Here is a 20,968-nt window from a genome sequence, read left to right on the forward strand (position 1 = left end):
CCAACCCCAAACGACAACAGAGGAGTTCACATGGCGAACTACACCGCTGCTGACATCAAGGCACTGCGCGAGCGCACCGGTGCCGGCATGCTCGACGTCAAGAAGGCCCTGGACGAAGCTAATGGCGACGCTCAGAAGGCCCAGGAAATCATCCGCGTGAAGGGCCTCAAGGGCGTCACCAAGCGTGAAGGCCGTTCCACCGCGGAGGGCATCATCGTCGCTCGCGTCGAGGGCAACGTCGGCCACATGGTCGAGCTCAACTCCGAAACCGACTTCGTGGCCAAGTCCGGCCCGTTCGTCGAGTTCGGTGCCAAGGTTCTGGACGCAGCCGTTGCCGCTGACGCCAAGGACCTGGACGAACTGCTCGCTGCTGATTCCGAGGGCAAGCCCGTGTCCGAGCTCGTGACCGAGACCGGCGCACTGCTGGGCGAGAAGGTCGTCGTGCGTCGCGTGGCTCGCGTCCAGGGCGATCACGTGGCCGTTTACCTGCACAAGACCTCCAAGGATCTCCCGGCGCAGGTCGGCGTGCTGTTGGCCGTGTCCGGTGAAGGCGCCGACATCGACCAGGCCGCTCACGACGTGGCTGTGCACACCGCCGCCATGTCCCCGAGCTTCCTCCACGAGTCCGACGTTCCGGAAGAGACCGTCGAGAACGAGAAGCGCGTGGCCGAAGAGACCGCACGCAACGAGGGCAAGCCGGACAAGATCATCCCGAACATCGTTCAGGGTCGCCTCAAGGGCTTCTACAAAGACGTCGTTCTGGTCGATCAGGACTTCGCCAAGGATTCCAAGAAGTCCGTGGGCCAGGTGCTGTCCGAGGCAGGCGCCACCGCCACTGCCTTCGCGCGTTTCCGCGTGGGTGCCTGAGCTAGCTAGTTAGTTAGGCAACCTCCGCCGACGCCGCTCGCGAGCGGCGTCGTACGAGGTCACCTCGGCGGGGTGTCACCGAGCAATCGGTGGCACCCCGCCGTTTCTGTATGCTGTAAAGCGGTCTGCCACATTCGGGCCCGCACCTCGACCACGTATTTTTCGGGAGGATCTATGCCCACCACCAACGAATCCGAACTGCACGACGAAGCCGTGCGGTTGAGCCGGGATCCCCGGGTCGAGCCCAAGCGCCGCAGGGTGCTGTTGAAGCTCTCCGGTGAGGTCTTCGGCGGCGGGCAGGTGGGTCTGGACACCACCGTGGTCCGTCGGATTGCCGAGCAGATCGCGGCCACCGTGGGCCAGGTGGAAACCTCCATCGTGGTGGGTGGTGGCAACTTCTTCCGTGGCGCCGAGCTCTCCCAAGCCGGGATGGATCGCTCGCGCGCGGATTACATGGGCATGCTGGGCACCGTGATGAACTGCCTGGCGTTGCAGGACTTCCTGGAGCAGTGCGGGGTCGATACCCGCGTGCAGTCGGCCATCAAGATGGAACAGGTGGCCGAGACCTACATCCCCCGCCGTGCCATCCGCCACATGGAGAAGGACCGCGTGGTCATCTTCGGCGCCGGTGCAGGGCTGCCGTACTTCTCTACAGACACCGTGGCCGCCCAGCGAGCACTCGAAGTCCACGCAACCGAGGTTCTGATGGCCAAGAACGGTGTGGACGGCGTGTACACGGCCGATCCCCGCAAGGACCCCACCGCGGAACGCCTGACCGCTCTGACCTACGACGAAGCCCTGGCACGCGACATCCGCGTGATGGATCAGACCGCTTTCAGCCTGTGCCGCGACAACAACGTGACCATGCGCGTGTTCGGCATGGAGGGTGAAGGTAATGTCACCCGCGCGGTACTGGGGGAGCAGATCGGCACGCTGGTCACCCCGTGAATCGTTAGTACTTGCATCCACCGATAGAGTGGAAGCTAGTACCGCAGTCCGCCAGCGCCCCTGGCTTTTCCACGTATAAGGAGCAAAACACGTGATTTCCGAGATCCTTTCCGACGCCACCTCCCGGATGGCCAAAGCGGTGGATGCGGCCAAGACCGACTTCTCCACGGTTCGCACCGGTCGCGCGAACCCGGCACTGTTCTCGAGCCTCACGGTCGAGTACTACGGCACGCCCACTCCGCTGCAGCAGCTGGCGTCCTTCCAGACGCCCGAGGCGCGCACCCTGCTGATCACTCCCTACGACCGCTCCGCCCTCAACGACATTGAGAAGGCGCTGCGCGATTCGGATATCGGAGCCAACCCCGCCAATGACGGCAACGTGATTCGCGTGGTCATGCCGGAGCTCACCGAGGAGCGCCGCAAAGAATACGTCAAGGTCGTTTCCACCAAGGCCGAGGAAGGCCGCGTGTCCGTGCGCAACATCCGTCGTAGCGCCAAGGAGGCCATGGAAAAGGCCATCAAGGACGGCGACGTGGGCGAGGACGAAGGCAAGCGCGGCGAGAAGGACCTCGACGCCGCCACCAAGAAGCACATTGACCAGATCGATGAGCTGCTCAAGAACAAGGAAACCGAACTGCTCGGTGCCTGATGGCGGCAGCTCATACCCCTCACGGATCTGACAACCGTTCATCCGCCTCTCCCCAGGGACAGGCGGATGAACGGCATGACCCGGCAGGTAAACCCTCCCGGATCGACCTGCTCAACACGGGCACACTGAGAGAAGTCATCAAGCGGCCTTGGACACGCAGCGACGAACACCGCGCGCCGTCCAAGGCCGGACGCAATTTACCGGCGGCCATCGCCGTTGCACTGGTTCTGATTGCCACCCTGTTGGTGGGACTCTACCTCTTCCCGATCGTCCTCGCGCTGCTGGCCGGCACCGCCGCCGGGATTGGCGTGTGGGAGATCGCACGTTCGCTGAGCTACCGGGGGATTCGGATCCCCAGGGTTCCAGCGGTGATAGCCGCGGTGCTCATGCCTCTGGCGGCCTATCAGGGCGGCGCGCAGTATCTCTCATTCGCCATGGTGCTCTCAGTGACGCTCGTCGTGTTGTGGCGAGCCTTCGGGCCCAAGGAGGGCATGCTGCTCTCCATCATGGGGTCGGTCTTCGCCTTGGTGTGGGCATCGTTCCTGCTGAGCGCTGCTCTGCTGCTTTATCACTCCGACGACGGACCCTTCAAGATCCTCACCGTCATCCTGCTCGCGGTCAGCTCGGACACGTTCGGCTACGCGGTGGGTGTCGTGTGGGGTAAACATCCCATGGCACCCAAGATCTCGCCCAAGAAGTCCTGGGAGGGCTTTGCCGGATCGGCCGGTGGTGCCATGATCGTGGGCGTTCTGTGTTCGGTCTTCCTACTGGGGGACGCTTGGTGGCAGGGCATCATTCTCGCCCTGGCAATCGTGGCCGTTTCCACCCTGGGCGACTTTTCCGAGTCCATGATCAAGCGTGAGCTGGGCATCAAGGACATGGGCACGTTGCTACCGGGGCACGGGGGAGTGATGGACCGCATCGATTCCATTCTGTTCGCGGTCATGACCGGCTACGTGATCTTCGAGTTATTCGCCCTTCTGGGATAGGCATTGGCCCCGGCTGGTCGGGGCGCGGAGCGGAATCGCTTCGGCAGTTGGAAAGGTACACACCAAAATGACCGAGAACACGTTGGGTTCCTCCGCCGCTGATCAGCCCACGCAGGCGATCGACGGACTGGACACTCGAACCAAGGCCCAGCAGGTCCCGGGCGGCGACGGCGCCCCCAGCCACTCTGCTGCCGCCCCCCAGGCGGCTGCCCCCACTCAGGAGGCCACGCAGGCTTCGGCTCCGGCTCGCGAGACGGCGGGCCGCAAGTTCATGCGTGTCGAGGATGAACGCTGGGGTTACGATCCCGCCGAGGTCGACGACTTCCTGGACCGGGTCGACGCCGTTCTGGCCACCACGGCGCGCGATCTGCAGTCCGCGCCGGGCGTAGGTAGCCGGCAGGTGCGCGAGCGCGTGTTCGATCGTGTGCAGGGCGGTTACGATCCGGCTCCGGTGGATGCCCGGCTCGACGAGCTCGAAGACGAGCTGGCGGATCGAGAACGTGAGGCCTTCATCTCGGAGCACGGTCCCGAGCGCTGGGAGGAGCACCTGGAACTCATGGGTCAGACTCTGCTCGGACGCCTGAACCGGCCCCACGGGGAGCGGTTCCGCAGGCCTTCCCAGCGCAAGCAGCTCGGGTATTCGGTCTCTGACGTGGATGTGCTGTGTGACCGGATCACCGAGCACTTCCGTTCCGACGAAGCTCTTGATCCAACACTGGTGCGCAAGGCGGTGTTCCGTCAGGCGCAGGGTCAACGATGCTACGAGGAACAGCAAGTCGATGCGTTCATGGACCGGGTCGTGGAGCTCATCCTGGCATTGCGCTGACTCCCAGACTTCCGCGCGTTTGTATACAAAGCGGGCCTAACTACCGAAATATTCGGAAAGTTGGGCCCGTTTTTTCGTCTTTTTTCGCGTTGCTGTTGTGTTTGTGGATACAAAGAGCCTAATGTGGTCCTCATCACACAAGGAGGCTTTCATGGCGTCTACGCCCCCTGTCGACTCGGCCAACTCCACGGCTTTCGACTTCACAGAAGCTCAGCGCTCGGATCAGTTCCAGCAGCTGCGCAAAACTCACCGTTCTTTCGTCTTCCCCATGGCCGTGGCGTTCCTGGTCTGGTACCTGCTCTACGTGGTGCTTGCCATTTACGCCCCTGAGTTCATGTCCCAGCGCATTTTCGGGAATGTGAACCTCGGGCTGCTCCTGGGGCTCCTACAGTTCGTAACCACCTTTGGCATCACCGCTGCGTACGTGTCCTTTGCCAACCGGAAACTTGATCCCCAGGCCACAGCGTTGCGTGAGCACCTCGAGGCCGCCGGTGCGGGACGAGGAGAAGCGTAAATCATGATCAACATCACTAATGCGGCACTTCCGGCGATCCATGCCGCCACTGACACCGAAACCGTCGGTACTCCGTGGATCAACATCAGCGTGTTCCTGGCATTCGTCGTGGTCACGCTGGTCGTCGTAATCCGCGCTTCCAAGTCGACATCCACGGCGGCCGACTACTACGCGGGCGGCCGATCGTTCTCCGGTACCCAGAACGGCCTGGCCATTGCGGGCGACTATCTCTCCGCGGCATCGTTCCTCGGCATCGTGGGGGCCATTGCGTTGCAGGGTTACGACGGGTTCCTGTACTCCATCGGCTTCTTCGTCGCGTGGCTCGTGGCCCTGCTACTCATCGCCGAGCCGCTGCGAAACACCGGTAAGTTCACGATGGCGGACGTGCTCTCCTTCCGCCTGCGTCAGCGTCCAGTGCGCGTCGCGGCGTCCATTTCCACCCTGGCCGTGACCTTCTTCTACCTTCTGGCGCAGATGGCCGGCGCGGGTGCTCTCGTGTCGCTGCTGTTGGGCATCGGTTCCAAGACCGGTCAGTCACTGGTCATCGTGGTTGTGGGCATCATCATGATCGTCTACGTCTTGGTGGGCGGCATGAAGGGCACCACGTGGGTCCAGATCATCAAGGCGTGCCTGCTGGTCACGGGTGTTGCCGTGATGACCGTGTGGATCCTGGCCATGTTCGGCTTCAATTTCTCGGCCATCCTGGGCGCCGCAGTGGAAACCAATAACAACCCCGCCATGCTGGATCCGGGACTGAAGTACGGCTTGAGTGAGATCACCAAGATCGACTTCATCTCGCTGGGCCTGGCTCTGGTGCTCGGTGCCGCCGGTCTGCCGCACGTGCTCATGCGCTTCTACACGGTTCCCACCGCCAAGGAAGCACGCAAGTCCGTGGTGTGGGCCATCACCCTGATCGGCTTGTTCTACCTTTTCACCCTGGTGCTGGGTTTCGGCGCAGCCGCGTTGATCGGCTCCGACCGGATCTTGAATTCCCCCGGTGGCGTGAACTCGGCCGCTCCATTGCTCGCCTACGAGCTGGGCGGCTCCATCCTGATGGGTTTGATCGCCGCAGTGGCCTTCGCAACCATCCTTGCCGTCGTCGCCGGTCTGGCCATCACGGCCTCAGCGTCCTTCGCGCATGACATCTACACATCCGTGATCAAGAACGGCAATTCCGACCCCAAGCAGGAACTGCGCGTCGCCAAGACCACCGTGGTCATCATCGGCCTGGTGTCGATCGCCGGCGGTATCGGCGCCCAGGGTCAGAACATCGCGTTCCTGGTGGCACTGGCCTTCGCGGTCGCCGCATCGGCCAACCTCCCCACGATCCTGTACTCGCTGTACTGGAAGCGCTTCACCACCCGCGGTGCCGTGCTGTCCATGTACGGAGGTCTGATCAGCTCCGTGGTCCTGATCATCTTCTCGCCGGTGATGTCGGGCGCTGAGACGTCCATGATCCCGGGTGCAGATTTCGCCATCTACCCGCTGTCCAACCCGGGCATCATCTCCATTCCGTTGTCGTTCCTATTGGGCTTCCTCGGTTCCATGTCCGAGCGTCGGCCGGAGGATCCCAAGAAGCAGGCCGAGATGGAAGTTCGTTCCTTGACGGGCGTTGGTGCTGAGAAGGCAGTCGATCACTGATTGAGTGTCCTGACGATTTCTCCTGTAACCTGATAGGAAGCTGGCAGTCAGTACGCTGACCAAGGCATACGAACGCGACGACCTCGTGTTAAAGCAAACAGCTAAACTGGAGGAATCATGGGCATTATTAGCTGGATCGTCCTGGGCCTGATCGCTGGCGCACTCGCCAAGCTCATCATGCCGGGTCGTCAGGGTGGCGGCATCATCGTCACCATCATCCTGGGCATCATCGGTGCCATCCTGGGCGGCTTCCTGGGCAGCCTGGTGGGCATCGGATCCTTGGAATCCGTGTTCGACATCGGAACCATCATCACCGCAATCGTGGGCGCACTCATCGTGCTGTTCATTTACGGTGCAGTGACCGGCCGCAAGGGCGCTCGTCGCTGATCCACGGCATCACTGAACGAGGGCGTCACCTCCGGGTGGCGCCCTTGTTGTATGTGCTGAGCTCCTCCGATCCACGAGATACTGGTGACCATGTCTGACGCACCCCTGACCATGACCCCCGAACTCGACAGCGCCACTGGCAAGCATCCCCGGCGCGTGGTCATTCTGGGTTCCACGGGCTCCATCGGTACGCAAGCGCTCGACGTCGTCGCCTCCGCGCGTGGCCTGCGGCGACCGGGCGAGGGCGACGCCGCCGCGGGGCACCCGCCGCTGTCGGTCACGGCCTTGGCCGCCGGAACGTCCAACCTGCCGGTGCTGGCGGAGCAGGCCGTCCGAGAACGTGTGGCCGCGGTCGGAACCAGTGGCACGGCCGACCACGCCCGGCAACTGAAAGAACTCATTGCCCAACGAGCCTCGGGGGAGGGCCTGACAGGCTTCACCCCCGAGATCTTCCACGGGCCTGAGGCCGCAACGTGCGTGGCGGAACACTCGGACTGTGATGTTGTTCTCAACGGCATCACCGGGTCCATCGGACTGGCTCCCACGCTCGCCGCATTACACGCGGGGACGCCCGTGGCGCTGGCCAACAAGGAGTCCCTCATCGCGGGCGGCCCGCTGGTCAAACAGGCCGCGGCCGCCACCGGCCTGGAGACCCCGCTGATCCCGGTGGATTCCGAGCACTCGGCTCTGGCGCAGGCGCTGCGGGGAGGCCGTTCGAGCGAAGTCGACCGATTGATCCTCACCGCCTCCGGCGGACCCTTCCGAGGGATGTCCCGGGATCAACTCACCACGGTCACGCCCCAGCAGGCGTTGAAACACCCCACATGGGACATGGGGGTGATGGTCACGACCAATTCGGCCACCATGGTCAACAAGGCGCTTGAGGTCCTGGAAGCATCCTTGTTGTTCGACGTTGCCCTGGACCGGATAGACGTGACCGTGCACCCACAGTCCGTGGTGCATTCCATGGTCCAGTTCGTGGACGGTTCCACCCTGGCCCAGGTATCACCGCCGGACATGCGACTGCCCATTGCCCTGGGTATGGGGTGGCCCCACAGAATTCCCGGCGCGGCGGCGTCGTGCGATTGGACGCAAGCGGCGCACTGGACCTTCGAGCCGCTGGACACCGAGGCATTCCCCGCCATCGAGCTGATGAAGCATGCCGGGACGCTGGGCGGCACCTGGCCGGCCGTGTTCAACGCGGCCAATGAGCAGGCCGTGTACGCCTTCCACCGGGGTGAGGTGAACTTCACGACCATCGTGGACATCGTTGCGGTGGTCGTGAATGAACACGAGGGCGACACGACCCCGCGGCTCGAGGACGTCCTGGGCGCCGAGGGCTGGGCCAGGAACCGGGCGGATCAGTTTATTGCGCAGCGTTTCAGCGCACGCTGATCACCGCCGGCCCCATGTTAGGCTTTGCCGCGGATGACGAGATCCGGCGTCAAGCTCTGGCTGGCCGGACGGCAACCCTCTCCCGTAGCGGGGTGCCCCAGATGACCATCCGGCCGCGGTTAACGTAGCTCCCGGCAAGTGCGGTTTCCCGAATCAACTAGCACGAGCCTTGCAACTGCGGTGTGTCCTCGGACGTACCGCTTTCAGTTGTTAATCGCCCAGAACATTTCACACCTCGGAAAGGCACATCGTGCGATCTCACCGTTTGATCCCCCTTGCGCTGGCCACCACCATCGGCCTCACCTTGACCGCGTGCGGCGGCGGAGATTCTGAATCCTCCGATCCTGCTGCGGACGGCACCGTCACCATTGGCATCGTCGGCTCGGAGCCCGCTCACGACGCGCTCAAGGAAGTCGCTGCCGAGAACGACATCACCGTCGAGTACGTGGATTTCAGCGACTACAACCAGCCGAACCCCGCCACCAAGAGCGGCGACGTGGACATGAACTGGTTCCAGCACACCGCGTACCTTGCTGACTACAACAACAACTCTGGTGACACCATCACACCGGTCGGGTCCACCGCGATTTACCCGTTGGGTATGTACTCCAGCAAGTACGACTCCCTGGACCAGATCAAGGACGGCGACGAGATCGCGATTCCCAATGACTCGATCAACCTGGGTCGTGCGCTGAACCTGCTCAAGCAGGAGGGGCTGGTCGAATTCACCAAGGACACCATTGCCCCGACCGAAGGCGATATCGACACCGAGAAGTCCAAGGTCTCTGTGCGTCCCGTGTCCGCCGAACAGACTGTTTTGTCAATGGATTCCGTGGCGGCTTCCGTGATCAACAACGACTTCCTGGGCCGAGCGAACATCGATCCCAAGTCCGCTCTCGCATCGGATGATCCCAAGCAGGACAGCGCCAAGGTCTTCAACAACCTGTTCGCTGCTACCGAGGCCAACGCCGACAACGAAACTCTCAAGAAGGTTGCAAGCTTCTACTACGACCCCAAGGTCTTGAAGGCCGAGGACGAGGAGAGCAAGGGCACCGCTGTCCCGACAGAGGTGGACCAGCAGGAACTCAAGGATCTGCTGACGCGGTACCAGGAAGACCTGAAGGAACAGACCCAGTGACGGAAGTATCCAGTGAGCGCACCCTGGTGCGCTTCCGGGACGTCAGCAAGGTCTACACGGGCGGATCCAAGCGCGCACCGCGAGTGGTCAACGCCGTGGACAGCGTCACCCTGGACATCACCAAGGGCGAGATCTTTGCCGTGATCGGGTACTCCGGAGCCGGCAAGTCCACCCTCGTGCGATTGATCAACGGTCTGGAGCCCATCAGCTCCGGATCGCTCGAGGTTGCGGGTAACCGGGTGGACGGTAAGTCCGAGGTGCAGTTGGCACCCATCCGCCGCAAGATCGGCATGATCTTTCAGCAGTTCAACCTGTTCAACTCGCGCACCGTGGCGGGCAATATCGAGTATCCGCTCAAGCGTGCCGGGTGGAAGCCCGAGGAGCGCAAACGACGAGTGACCGAGCTGCTGGACTTCGTGGGACTGACGGACCGTGCCAAGAACTATCCCGAAGAGCTGTCCGGTGGGCAGAAGCAGCGCGTGGGCATTGCTCGCGCCCTCGCCTCCAATCCGGAGTTGTTACTCGCGGACGAATCGACCTCGGCGCTGGACCCCGAAACCACCCAGGAAGTGCTCGGACTGCTCAAGCGGGTCAACCGGGAACTGGGGATCACCATTGTGCTGATCACCCACGAGATGGACGTGGTGCGTTCCATCGCGGATCGCGTAGCCGTGATGGACAGCGGCCGAGTGGTCGAAATGGGCACCACGTCGGACGTTTTTGCCTACCCCCAGGCCGAGACCACACGGAAGTTCGTCTCCTCGGTGATGCGCACCGTTCCCCGTGAGGACGAGATCGCCAAGCTGCGCGAGGAACACCCGGGTCGCCTGATCCTGGTGGATGTCACCGACCAGAACCGGATCGGCTCCGTTCTCTCGGAGTGCGCCCGGGACGGCGTGACGTTCAACATCGCGTTCGGTGGCATCTCCATGCTGCAGTCGCGGTCCTTCGGCACGTTGACGCTGTCGTTGAACGGTCCGGACACCGCCGTGGAGAACACCATTGTTCGGCTGCGTGAAATCACCAAGGTAGAGGAGGTGACCCGCTGATGGATTGGTCATTATTGGGACCCCAATTGCTCTCGGCCACCGGCGAGACCCTGTACATGGTGGCAGTCACCCTGGTGTTGGCCGGTCTTATCGGGCTGGTGGTCGGCGTGGGACTCTACGTCACCCGTCGGGGCAACATCCTGGAGAACACCGCGGTTTTCACCGCGCTGAACCTCCTGGTGAACTTCATCCGCCCCATCCCGTTCATCATTCTGCTGGCCGCACTTGGCCAGGCCACCGAGGCCGTCGTGGGCACCCGACTGGGTCCCAACGCCGCGATTTTCGCCATGACCATTGGTGCAACGTTCGCTGTGGCGCGCATCGTGGAGCAGAACCTGATGAGCGTGGATCCCGGTGTGGTTGAGGCCGCTCGTTCCATGGGTGTGTCTCGGTTCCGGATCATCACCACGGTGATCCTGCCCGAGGCTCTCGGCCCGCTGGTGCTGGGTTACACCTTCTTGGTCATCGGCATCACGGACATGTCCGCCATGGCCGGTGCCATTGGCGCTGGTGGTTTGGGCGACTTCGCGTTGCGTCTGGGTTACCAGCGTTTCAATGACGAGGTCACCTGGGCAGCTGTGATTGTGATCATCATTCTGGTGCAGTTGGTTCAGTTCTTCGGCAACTGGTTGGCGCGCAAGATCATGCGCCGCTAGCGAGGACAACCGCTACGAATCCCGCCCCGGGCCTTCCCACGGAAGGCCCGGGGCGGCGTCGTTGGGCGTTCGTTTGCTCACGTCCGGCTGCAGGCTCTCGGCAAGGTGGCACAATGGAAGGTGAATAAATCGGGGAGTGCCCTTGCGCACCCCCGGCCAACAAGCTTCTGGAGGCAATTCGTGAGTTCGGTCAGTCTCGGTATGCCCGCTGCACCCCAGCCGGTCCTTTCACCTCGACGGAAGACCCGTCAGATCCAGGTGGGGTCCGTGGGTGTCGGATCGGATTTCTCGGTCAGCGTGCAGTCGATGACCACCACGCCCACCACCAACATCAACGCCACGCTGCAGCAGATCGCAGAACTCAACGCAGCTGGTTGCGACATTGTGCGTGTGGCCTGCCCGTCCCAGGATGACGCTGATGCGTTGCCCATCATCGCCAAGAAGTCACCGATCCCGGTGATTGCTGACATCCACTTCCAGCCCAAGTACGTCTACGCGGCCATCGATGCCGGCTGTGCCGCGGTACGCGTGAACCCGGGCAACATCCGCAAGTTCGATGATCAGATCGAGGGCATTTCTCGCGCAGCCGAGGCCGCGGGCGTGTCCATCCGGATCGGCGTGAACGCGGGATCGCTGGACAAGCGCCTGCTCGAGAAGTACGGCAAGGCCACCCCGGAGGCACTCATGGAGTCCGCCGTCTGGGAAGCCTCTTTGTTCGAGGAACACAACTTCCACGATTTCAAGATCTCCGTCAAGCACAACGACCCCGTGACCATGGTGCGCGCCTACCAGTTGCTCGCCGAGCGCGGTGACTGGCCGTTGCACCTGGGTGTGACCGAGGCCGGGCCCGCGCTGCAGGGCACCGTGAAGTCCGCGACCGCCTTCGGCATTCTGCTGGGACAGGGCATCGGCGACACCATTCGCGTCTCGCTGTCCGCACCACCGGTCGAAGAGGTCAAGGTGGGCAACCAGATTCTGCAGTCGCTGGGCCTGCGCCCGCGCAAGCTGGAGATCGTCTCCTGCCCGTCCTGTGGCCGCGCCCAGGTGGATGTCTACAAGCTCGCCGACGACGTCACCAAGGGTCTCGAGCACCTGACCGTGCCGTTGCGCGTGGCCGTGATGGGTTGTGTCGTCAACGGGCCTGGCGAGGCTCGCGAAGCCGATCTGGGTGTTGCTTCCGGTAATGGGAAGGGACAGATCTTCGTCAAGGGTGAGGTCATCAAGACCGTTCCCGAGGACCAAATCGTGGAGACCCTGCTGGAGCAGGCGAATCGCATGGCCGAGGACATGGAGCTCGACGAGAACGGTCAGCCCGTAGAGGGCGCCCCGGTCGTGACGGCCGGATGATCCGATACCGGGTGACGCGTCTGCTGGTTCCCGGGGCAGTGCCCCAATCCCAATTGGACCAGCTCCTGGCGCGTCACGCGGTCTCCTCGGTGTTCGTGGGCTCCCACGTCGATTCGGTGCGCACCGCACGACGTCGCCGCCCTCCGCCCGTGGTGGGCGTCATGAACCCGGATCAGGAACTCGTGGGTGCCTGCTGGGTGGGTACCAACGTGGTCCCCGTGGCGCTGGACGAGACCGGGCAGGACCTCGTGGCTGATTATCTGGCGCGGGGCGGGGCTCACTACGCGTCGATTTTCGGCCCCGCGGATCCCGTCATGGGGCTCTGGAACCGCCTTAAAGGTTCGTGGCCGCTTCCCTTCGACGTGCGTCCAGAGCAACCGCTGCTGGCCATGGACCAGGACCCAGCCCCTGAACAGTTGAATCACGTCTCGCGTCGAGTGCGGTGGGCCGAGATCTCGGAGTTCTCCCGCGTGCTCCCCGCGGCCGCGGCCATGTTCGAAGAAGAAGTGGGCTATTCACCGTTCGTGGATGGTGCTCAGAGTTACCGCAAGCGTGTGGAGCAGCTGCTGCGTGAGAAACGAACCGCGGTGCTCACCAACGACACGGACGGGAAAGTCCTCTTTAAAGCGGACATCGGTTCCATCAGCGGTGGGGTGTGCCAGATCCAGGGCGTGTGGGTCGATCCTGCCTATCGCGGTCAAGGACTCGCGGCACCCTGTATGGCCGCTGTGGTTGCGTTGGCTAGGACATATGTTCCCGTGGTCAGTCTCTACGTGAATTCCTACAATGCCCCGGCCCTGGCCACGTATCGCCGGGTCGGTTTTGAGAGATCCGGGACCTTCGCGACCGTTCTGCTGTAGTCAGGGCCCGTCATGTTGTTCCGGGAGAACGGCAAGCCAGTAACTGGTCAGTACCATTGAGGTCGATTGCCTGGGGAGGGGATTGACTGCCATGAAGAATACCAGGCGCGCAACGAAGCGCGTCTCGATCGTGGGTACGCGCATGTGCGCCGGCCTGGGACTGTATATGCTCTCTGGTTGCGCTTCACCGGAAGCTCAGCACTCCACCGAGTCCCACATAGTGGTCGAGCCCGAAGACGCACGCCAGTCGATGGACGGTGTGCTGGTCTCGGAGGAGAATCCGTTGTCGTTGTACACCACTCGACAGGGCGCGGGCACAGCCGCCAGTGATCAGCCTTCATCGCCGGGTACGAACGAGACCGGCGGTGACTCCGGGGGTAGAGCGCGCGACCGCGCGGTCAGCGAACTGGGGTTGGGGGCCCAAGCGGACCCCAAGATCTGCGAACCCGTGAGGGACGCTGCAGTGTCCTACCTGGCGGTTCCGGCATCATCCACGAACTCGTACAAGGCGTTGAGCCGGGACAATCTCACGGCCGTCACAGTTGAGCTGACGGATTCGGCCGAGGATGCTCGAGAACGGGTGACCGAGAACATCGAACTTCACGGGCGCTGCCAGGACATGACCATGACGGTGTCCGGTGTCAGCGTTCAGACCCGGGTGATGCCCCTGGACGTGGATGTGGATGCGTTGCAGAGTTCAGCGGCCAAGGTGAGCGGAACGGTGTTGGGAGCACCGCTCAAGACCGTGCTGGTGCAAGCCAGCCTGGGCAACGCGGTGGTCACGGTGGCGCACTTCGATTCGGATTTCCTGGTCACCGGCGATATGAACAGCCAACGTATGCCGGCCGAGGATCTCGAACGCGAAGCCACGGACGTGGCCAACGAGGTGCTTCACAATCTGCGTGAACACGCGGCGTGAAGTGTGAACCGGGTTACCTTTGGAGCGTGGCGCGATCAGCCGCTGAAGACAACTGACAGTACCGGCGAAAATAGGTGATCTCCGATGGGCTCCAAGACCACTACCCCCGCATCGTTCTCTCGTATTCAGTCCCCCCGACGCCGCGGCGCACGTGCCGCGGCGGCAGTCGCGATCACAGCACTCGCGCTCACGGCATGTTCTTCCGGGGGAGGTAACGAACCCGATCCCGAAGCCAGCTACTCCCAGGACCAATTGATCACGGCGCTCAACAGCGTGGAAGTGGACGGTCAGACCCTGACCGCCGAGGCCATGGACCAGGAGAGCGCCGGGACCCAGATGGATGACATTGAGCAGGCGTTGGAGCAGGCCACCATCGAGCCCTCGCAATGCAAGGACCTGGTCAAGGCGGCCCTGGACTCATCCTCCGGCCACGTTGAGAACATCGTGGTGGCCACACCCTCGGGCGGGAAGTTCGCGGTGAGCGCCATGCCATTGGGATCCGGGGACGAGGCCACCGAGCACGCGAAGAACGCCAACCAGCAGAACGAAGACTGCCAGGACTTCACGATGGAGCTCATGGGAAGCAAGATCGAAGCCACCATCGAACCGCGTGACATCGAGGTCGATAACGGCTCCGAAGCTTCCATCATGGACATGACCATGGACATGGGTGGACAGTCCAACAAGATGACTCAGGCCTCCGCCGTGGTCGGAAACACCTTTGTCGTGGTCAGTGGCCAGGGCGCATCCGGTGAGTCGGAAAGCGCCTCGTCCGAAACCCCGGACATCGAGGCCATCCTGCAAGAATCCGCCAACAAGATTTCTGAACAGTAAGCATCCATCTTGGTCTGAGAGGCTGGTATCTGGGGGATAGAATCCCACCAGATACCAGCCATTTTTTCGAAGGCCCGTTTACGGGCGGTTAGGACTCTTCGTGCCGCTTCGCCTGAGTTCCCTGTTCCTCCGCACTTTGCGTGAGGATCCCGTTGATGCAGACGTGGCCAGCCACCGACTGCTCGTGCGCGCTGGTTATATTCGTCGCGCCGCTCCGGGTATTTACACGTGGTTGCCGCTCGGGCTGAATGTGCTGCGCAAGGTCGAGTCCGTGGTCCGCGAGGAAATGGACGCGATCGGTGCGCAGGAAGTTCACTTCCCGGCGCTGCTGCCCCGTGAACCGTACGAGACCACCAATCGCTGGACCGAGTACGGCGAGAACCTGTTCCGGCTCCAGGACCGCAAGGGCGCCGATTACCTGCTCGCGCCCACGCACGAGGAAATGTTCACCCTGGTCGTGAAGGACATGTACTCCTCGTACAAGGATCTGCCGGCGATGCTCTACCAGATCCAGACCAAGTACCGCGACGAGGCCCGCCCTCGCGCGGGTCTGCTGCGCGGTCGCGAGTTCATCATGAAGGATTCCTATTCCTTCGACGTGGACGACACCGGTCTGGACGAGTCCTACGCTAAGCACCGCGCCGCGTACGTTCGGATCTTCGAGCGTCTCGGTCTGCCCGTGGTCGCGGTATCGGCACAGTCGGGTGCCATGGGCGGTTCGCAGTCCGAAGAGTTCATGCACCCCACGCCCATCGGCGAGGACACCTTTGTCCGGTCGGCTGGCGGCTACGCCGCCAACGTGGAGGCCGTCACCACCGTCCCGCCCGAGGCCATCTTCTACGACGCCGCTCCGGCCGCCCAGGTGAACAGGACCCCTGACAGTCCCACGATCGAGACTCTCGTCCAGCGTTCCAACGAGCTCCACCCGCGTGAATCGGGGGAGTGGACCGCCGCGGACACCCTCAAGAACGTGGTGCTGTCGGTGATCCTTCCCGATGGTGAGAAACAACTGGTTGCCGTGGGAATCCCCGGTGATCGTGACATCGACATCAAGCGTGTGGAGGCCGGTATCGGCGAAGCTCTGGGCGTGGGCGGCGAACTGGACGTGGAACCCGCCAGCGACGAGCAGCTGCGGGCCCGTCCCGAGATCGTCAAGGGCTATCTCGGCCCCGGCATGACCAGGGACGATGCCCTGTTGGGTGCAAAGTCCCAGTCGGAAATCCCGTACTTCGTGGATCCCCGCGTGGTGCCCGGTACCAGCTGGATTACCGGTGCCAACGTGAGCGAAATGCACGTGTACGGCCTGGTGGCCGAGCGTGACTTCACGTGGGACGCCACCCTGGAGGCTTGCAGCGTGCGAGCCGGTGACCAGGCACCCGACGGTTCCGGTGAACTGGAGATTGCCCGCGGCGTAGAAATGGGGCACGTGTTCCAGCTCGGCCGCAAGTACGCGGAGGCTCTGGGGCTGAAGGTGCTAGACCAGAACGGCAAGCTCGTGACCGTGACCATGGGCTCCTACGGTGTTGGCGTGACACGCGCGCTGGCCGCCGTGGCCGAGTACTACCACGACGACAAGGGCCTGATCTGGCCCCGCAACCTGGCCCCGGCCGACGTGCACGTGGTGGCCACGGGCAAGGGTGCCGAGGTGCTCGAAGCTGCCGAGGAAATCGTCAAGGAGATCGAGGACGCGGGTCTGAGCGTGATCTTCGACGACCGTCCCAAGACCTCACCGGGCGTGAAATTCGGTGACGCAGAGCTGCTGGGTGTTCCCACGGTCCTGGTGATCGGACGCGGTCTCAAGGACGGACTGCTCGAGGTGCGCGATCGCCGCAGCGGCGACAGCCGGGACATCGCCCGGGACCGAGTGGTCCAAGAGCTGCAATCGGAAATCTCGAACAGCGTTCAGCCCGAATCGGCCGAGGCCCGGTAACCGCTCGCGCGGTCACCACCGGTATCCCGTGTGGACGCATGGTTCTTGGAAGGCTCGGGGTTGGAATCCGCAACCCCGGGCCTTCTGCTGCTCTTGGTACTGACCGGCCTGGCCGCCGGATTCATCGATGCGGTCGTGGGCGGCGGGGGACTGCTACAGCTGCCCGTTGCCATGATGATTCCGGGAATCACCCCCGTCCAGGCGCTCGCGACCAACAAGATGGGGTCGATCTTCGGCACGGCAACCTCTGCGGTCACGTATTACCGCCGGGTGCATCCGGACCTTCGCACCGCCCTTCCCATGGCGGTGGTGGCCCTCGTTGCTTCAGGTGGGGGAGCGGCGGTCGCATCCTTGCTGCCCGCCGAGGTCTTTCGGCCGATCATCGTGGCAGCGCTGATCGGTGTGTTGATTTTCACCATTGCCCACCCCACCATGGGGCAGCTCACGGCCCTGCGGCACAGCGGCGTGCGGCACTACGGATTGGCCGTTCTGCTGGGCGGCGGCATCGGCTTCTACGACGGCGTCATGGGTCCCGGAACCGGATCCTTCCTGGTGATCGGGCTGGTCTCGGTGCTCGGCTATAGCTTCCTGGCCGCGAGCGCCAAGGCCAAGATCATCAATCTGGCCACCAACATCGGCGCACTCATCGTGTTCACGGCCAACGGGTCGATCCCGTGGGGACTCGGCTTGGTGCTGGGCATCAGCAACATGCTGGGTGGCTACATCGGTGCCCGAACGGCCGTGGCGAAAGGGAGTTCTTTTATCCGGATCATCTTCTTCGTGGTGGTGAGCGTGCTCATCGTGAAGCTTGGATGGGACATCCTCAGCGGTCGCTGACCTGGTGTTCACCCGCCAACGCGGGCACGGGATCGGAAGGCTGCAGTAGCGCCTGAGCACGCGCCGAGGATTCCAGGACATCCATGAGCCAGACACGTTCAATGGAGGTGACCGTGCTGATGGCGCCTTGAGCGTAGGCAGACACGTCTTGGGCCACCTCACCCGACGCGGCCTCGGGGTCATCCGCGATGTCACGCGGTAACTCGTAACCGCCGCGTGCGGGGCGAGGCTCACATTCGTACAACGACTCGACCGCGGGGTGGTCCTGAATCCGCTGCAGACTCTCCTGCCATCCGGTGAGCGCCCGAGCGGTTTCTGAGAAATCGGTGCCGCGCGCATCGGCCGATTGAGCGGTGAACAGGGCTCGGTCAATCTGCGTGGCCACGGCGGTCAGCTCGGGTGTGCACCGCTCGGTCACTTCTGCTTCGGCTTCCTGGCTTCCGGCATCCGCGGGTGCTCTTTCGTCGGATACATCGTTTTGCATCAATGGCTGTGCGGTTCCGTCCTGCCGGGTGACTTCCGCGGACCACGAGGCCGCGATGCCGGCCATCGTGGCTGCCAGGTCTGGGTCTTCTTGATCCGTGGCCAGTTCAGTCATGCGGGAGATGGCCGTGGTCAGGTCGGTGTCCGCGGAAGCAGCGTCCTGCGGTGTGCGGTCCGGTGTATCCGTTGTGGCATCCGGTCCAGAATTTGTGCCACGCATGTCTTCCAGCCGGTCGCGTTGCGCCGGAGTGGCCGCGGGCCCGAGAGCGGAGAGCTGACGATCCGTGGTGTCTTGCGGAACGTCGTCGCGGGGCGATTCATCCACGGAGGTGACGATGTCGCGGGCGGTGAGCCGGGCGGCGTCGTACTCGGACAACGGGCGCCACGTGGCCCAGGCACCGGCCGCAAGGACGGCGACCAGCGCCATGGCCAGGAACGCAATCACCCACGGCCAGGCGCGAATGCTGCGGTCAGCGGCCACGATTCCTCCCTAGCTCCGGTGTTGTTCCATGATAGGGAGAACGACCGACACGAAGGAGAACGCATGAGCTCGGCAGACACTACCGCCATTCGCAACGCCGTGGAGCCAGTGGTCACCACCGCGGGACTGTATCTGGAAGACCTCGATCTCGAGACCAAGGGCTCCCAGCGGACCCTGCGGATCGTGCTGGACCTGCCGGACGGCACGGACGCCCTGAACCTGGATCGCCTGGCCGAGGTCTCCCGTGACATTTCCGCCGCGCTGGACGAACACGACCCCGTTCCGGGACCGCCCTACGAACTGGAAGTCTCCACGCCCGGTGCCACCCGCGAGCTGGAAACCCCACGACACTGGAAGCGCAATGTCGGCCACCTGGTGCGTGTGCGCCCCGCGGACGGCGAACGTTTCACGGCCCGCCTGCTGGAAGCCCACGACGATCACGCGGTGCTCCAGCGTTGGCACCAGCCCAAGAAGGGCATGCCCATCAAGTATTTGGATCCGGAGCGGCTGGACTACCAGAACGTGCGTGGCGCGCGCGTTGAGGTCGAAATCTAAACCCGCACGGGGGATGTACCATAGCCCGAAGAACAATTAGCCAATACCCACGCGCAGCGCTCCACACCTCCCATGTGTGGCGCGCTGTTTGGTTCCCGGACGGGTCCCGAATGGGCACGAAGGAAGGCCGGTCACATGGACATTGATATGAGTACCCTGCGTCTGCTCGAACGCGAACGGGACATTCCGGTGGACGTGTTGATCCCCACCATCGAACAGGCACTGTTGCTCGCCTACCAGAAGTCCCCGGGTGCCGTGAGCGGTGCTCGCGCAGAGGTCGAACGCCGCACCGGTCACGTGACCATCTGGGCGGACGAGGTCGACGAGGACGGGAACAAGATCGGCGAGTTCGACGACACCCCCGCCGGTTTTGGTCGCATTGCCGCCGCCACCGCACGCCAGGTCATCCTGCAAAAGCTGCGGGACGTGGAGGACGACAACGTGCTGGGCCACTTCAAGGGCCGCGAGGGCGAACTGGTGTCCGGCCAGATTCAACAGGGAAAGAATCCCAACATGATCCAGGTGAACCTGGGCACCGTGGAGGCCGTGCTGCCACCGCACGAGCAGGCACCCGGCGAGGTCTACAAGCACGGCGCCCGCATTCGCGCGTTCGTGGTGGAGGCCAAGCGCGGCATGAAGGGCCCGTCCATCACGCTGTCCCGTTCGCACCCGGACCTGGTGCGTCGCCTGTTCGAGATGGAAGTTCCCGAGATCGCGGACGGCTCCGTGGAGATCGTCGCCCTGGCCCGCGAGGCCGGTCACCGCACCAAGATGGCCGTGGTCGCGACTCGTCCCGGGGCCAACGCCAAGGGCGCGTGCATCGGTGAAATGGGTTCGCGTGTGCGCGCCGTCATGAACGAACTGGGGGAGGAGAAGATCGACATCATCGACTTCACCGAAGAACCCGACGTGTTCATCGCCAATGCCCTGTCCCCGGCCAAGACCACCCGCGTGGAGGTCGTTGACGAGCGAACTCGCTCGGCCCGAGCCGTGGTACCCGACAGCCAACTGTCACTGGCCATCGGCAAGGAAGGGCAGAACGCTCGACTGGCCGCGCGCCTGACCGGCTGGCGCATCGACATCGTGCCCGAGTCCCGAGTGGCGAATCACTGAGAAAACCCGCAATTCGAGGGAATCAACCCCGGCGCGTTAGACTGGTCTACGGTCAGTTCGTGAATTGTGCGTACTCACCGGCATCGCACCTGGCGAGTGCCGAGTACTCACGTGAGCAAGTACAGGAGCGAGGGTGAGCCAGAACAGCCTTCGAACCTGTGTGGGATGCAAGAAAATTGTTTCCCCTGACCAACTCGTCCGCGTAGCGGTGGAGCAGACGGAGCAGGGCCTGGAAGCCGTGTTCGACGTGCACCGCCGTATCGGCGGCCGAGGTGCCTGGGTGCATCCCACCCAGGAATGCGTCAGGACAGCAGTGCGACGCCGCGCGTTCAATCGCGCGTTTCGCACCGCCGTCAGTGCCGAGAACCTCGGTCACCACCTCAACGTTTTACTGTCCACACGGTGGAACGGACAGAAGGAAAGCGAGTCAGAAGACCATGGAAAACCGATGAGTGCCAAGCGATGAGTACTTTTTCGTACTCCGCCCACGGCCAGCAGGGTGACATGTCGATCATCGACGCGCCCCAAGGCCGCATCAACGGAAGATAAT

22 protein-coding genes and 1 riboswitch are annotated in these 20,968 nt (G+C 63.2%); of the genes, 21 read left to right on the top strand and 1 reads right to left on the bottom strand.

The features are described 5' to 3' along the window. The first annotated feature begins 30 nt into the window (after nt 1-30). The 18 genes from tsf (at nt 31) to EWV37_RS10735 (ending at nt 17,786) form a co-directional block, all read left to right on the top strand. The gene (tsf, locus tag EWV37_RS10650) at nt 31-867 is read left to right on the top strand and encodes a translation elongation factor Ts (protein WP_095796735.1); all 837 of its coding nucleotides are present in this window, start codon (nt 31-33) and stop codon (nt 865-867) included. Nucleotides 868-1,041: 174 nt separating this feature from the next. Further along, nucleotides 1,042-1,815, top strand: coding sequence for a UMP kinase (gene pyrH, locus EWV37_RS10655; protein ID WP_238663215.1), 774 nt, complete (start codon nt 1,042-1,044; stop codon nt 1,813-1,815). 91 nt (nt 1,816-1,906) lie between these two features. Continuing rightward, nucleotides 1,907-2,464 (top strand): ribosome recycling factor, encoded by a 558-nt coding sequence (frr, locus tag EWV37_RS10660; RefSeq protein ID WP_016996510.1) that lies wholly within the window; start codon nt 1,907-1,909, stop codon nt 2,462-2,464. Beyond that, nucleotides 2,464-3,453, top strand: a complete 990-nt coding sequence (locus tag EWV37_RS10665; protein ID WP_095796734.1) for a phosphatidate cytidylyltransferase — start codon at nt 2,464-2,466, stop codon at nt 3,451-3,453. The genes frr and EWV37_RS10665 overlap by 1 nt, the downstream gene beginning before the upstream one ends. Nucleotides 3,454-3,520: 67 nt before the next feature. Continuing rightward, the gene (locus tag EWV37_RS10670) at nt 3,521-4,279 is read left to right on the top strand and encodes a DivIVA domain-containing protein (RefSeq protein WP_095796733.1); all 759 of its coding nucleotides are present in this window, start codon (nt 3,521-3,523) and stop codon (nt 4,277-4,279) included. 151 nt (nt 4,280-4,430) lie between these two features. Continuing rightward, entirely contained in the window at nt 4,431-4,793 is a 363-nt protein-coding gene (locus tag EWV37_RS10675) for a DUF485 domain-containing protein (protein WP_095796967.1), read from the top strand. A gap of 3 nt (nt 4,794-4,796) precedes the next feature. Continuing rightward, nucleotides 4,797-6,434: a solute symporter family protein gene (locus tag EWV37_RS10680; RefSeq protein ID WP_095796732.1), complete on the top strand. Its 1,638-nt coding sequence runs from the start codon at nt 4,797-4,799 to the stop codon at nt 6,432-6,434. A 117-nt stretch (nt 6,435-6,551) separates the two neighbouring features. Beyond that, nucleotides 6,552-6,821 carry a GlsB/YeaQ/YmgE family stress response membrane protein gene (locus tag EWV37_RS10685; RefSeq protein ID WP_095796731.1) on the top strand — a complete coding sequence of 90 codons (270 nt, stop codon included), beginning with the start codon at nt 6,552-6,554 and terminating at the stop codon, nt 6,819-6,821. 111 nt (nt 6,822-6,932) lie between these two features. Then, nucleotides 6,933-8,216: a 1-deoxy-D-xylulose-5-phosphate reductoisomerase gene (gene dxr / locus EWV37_RS10690; protein WP_129701607.1), complete on the top strand. Its 1,284-nt coding sequence runs from the start codon at nt 6,933-6,935 to the stop codon at nt 8,214-8,216. A gap of 32 nt (nt 8,217-8,248) precedes the next feature. Next, a riboswitch (SAM riboswitch) is annotated at nt 8,249-8,363 on the top strand. Between the two features lie 103 nt (nt 8,364-8,466). Further along, nucleotides 8,467-9,354, top strand: coding sequence for a MetQ/NlpA family ABC transporter substrate-binding protein (locus tag EWV37_RS10695; protein ID WP_165189395.1), 888 nt, complete (start codon nt 8,467-8,469; stop codon nt 9,352-9,354). Then, nucleotides 9,351-10,403: a methionine ABC transporter ATP-binding protein gene (locus EWV37_RS10700; RefSeq protein ID WP_095796730.1), complete on the top strand. Its 1,053-nt coding sequence runs from the start codon at nt 9,351-9,353 to the stop codon at nt 10,401-10,403. The genes EWV37_RS10695 and EWV37_RS10700 overlap by 4 nt, the downstream gene beginning before the upstream one ends. Beyond that, a complete protein-coding gene (locus EWV37_RS10705; RefSeq protein WP_129701518.1) occupies nt 10,403-11,059 on the top strand; it encodes a methionine ABC transporter permease in 657 nt (218 codons plus the stop codon). The genes EWV37_RS10700 and EWV37_RS10705 overlap by 1 nt, the downstream gene beginning before the upstream one ends. A gap of 180 nt (nt 11,060-11,239) precedes the next feature. Further along, the gene (gene ispG, locus EWV37_RS10710) at nt 11,240-12,406 is read left to right on the top strand and encodes a flavodoxin-dependent (E)-4-hydroxy-3-methylbut-2-enyl-diphosphate synthase (protein WP_129701520.1); all 1,167 of its coding nucleotides are present in this window, start codon (nt 11,240-11,242) and stop codon (nt 12,404-12,406) included. Nucleotides 12,407-12,444: 38 nt separating this feature from the next. Beyond that, on the top strand, nt 12,445-13,266 hold the full coding sequence (locus EWV37_RS10715; protein WP_238663216.1) for a GNAT family N-acetyltransferase: 822 nt from the start codon (nt 12,445-12,447) through the stop codon (nt 13,264-13,266). 91 nt (nt 13,267-13,357) lie between these two features. Next, nucleotides 13,358-14,185, top strand: a complete 828-nt coding sequence (locus EWV37_RS10720; protein WP_129701524.1) for a hypothetical protein — start codon at nt 13,358-13,360, stop codon at nt 14,183-14,185. An 84-nt stretch (nt 14,186-14,269) separates the two neighbouring features. Beyond that, on the top strand, nt 14,270-15,019 hold the full coding sequence (locus EWV37_RS10725) for a hypothetical protein (protein ID WP_129701526.1): 750 nt from the start codon (nt 14,270-14,272) through the stop codon (nt 15,017-15,019). 100 nt (nt 15,020-15,119) lie between these two features. After that, complete coding sequence (locus EWV37_RS10730; protein WP_129701528.1) at nt 15,120-16,949, top strand: proline--tRNA ligase; 1,830 nt, start codon at nt 15,120-15,122, stop codon at nt 16,947-16,949. Nucleotides 16,950-16,979: 30 nt separating this feature from the next. Beyond that, entirely contained in the window at nt 16,980-17,786 is an 807-nt protein-coding gene (locus EWV37_RS10735; RefSeq protein WP_129701530.1) for a TSUP family transporter, read from the top strand. On the opposite strand, the gene EWV37_RS10740 is transcribed toward EWV37_RS10735, so the two are convergent. Then, complete coding sequence (locus EWV37_RS10740) at nt 17,773-18,750, bottom strand: hypothetical protein (RefSeq protein ID WP_129701532.1); 978 nt, start codon at nt 18,748-18,750, stop codon at nt 17,773-17,775. The genes EWV37_RS10735 and EWV37_RS10740 overlap by 14 nt on opposite strands. Before the next feature lie 63 nt (nt 18,751-18,813). On the opposite strand from EWV37_RS10740, the gene EWV37_RS10745 reads away from it, so the two are divergent. The 3 genes from EWV37_RS10745 to EWV37_RS10755 all read left to right on the top strand — a co-directional run bounded on the left by EWV37_RS10745 (nt 18,814) and on the right by EWV37_RS10755 (nt 20,884). Further along, nucleotides 18,814-19,305 carry a ribosome maturation factor RimP gene (locus EWV37_RS10745; RefSeq protein WP_129701534.1) on the top strand — a complete coding sequence of 164 codons (492 nt, stop codon included), beginning with the start codon at nt 18,814-18,816 and terminating at the stop codon, nt 19,303-19,305. A gap of 135 nt (nt 19,306-19,440) precedes the next feature. Continuing rightward, on the top strand, nt 19,441-20,418 hold the full coding sequence (gene nusA / locus EWV37_RS10750) for a transcription termination factor NusA (protein WP_129701536.1): 978 nt from the start codon (nt 19,441-19,443) through the stop codon (nt 20,416-20,418). A gap of 133 nt (nt 20,419-20,551) precedes the next feature. Then, complete coding sequence (locus EWV37_RS10755; protein ID WP_129701538.1) at nt 20,552-20,884, top strand: YlxR family protein; 333 nt, start codon at nt 20,552-20,554, stop codon at nt 20,882-20,884. Nucleotides 20,885-20,968 lie beyond the last annotated feature (84 nt).

This window comes from Kocuria carniphila, from assembly GCF_004136555.1.
In the GTDB taxonomy this organism is placed as follows: domain Bacteria; phylum Actinomycetota; class Actinomycetes; order Actinomycetales; family Micrococcaceae; genus Kocuria; species Kocuria carniphila.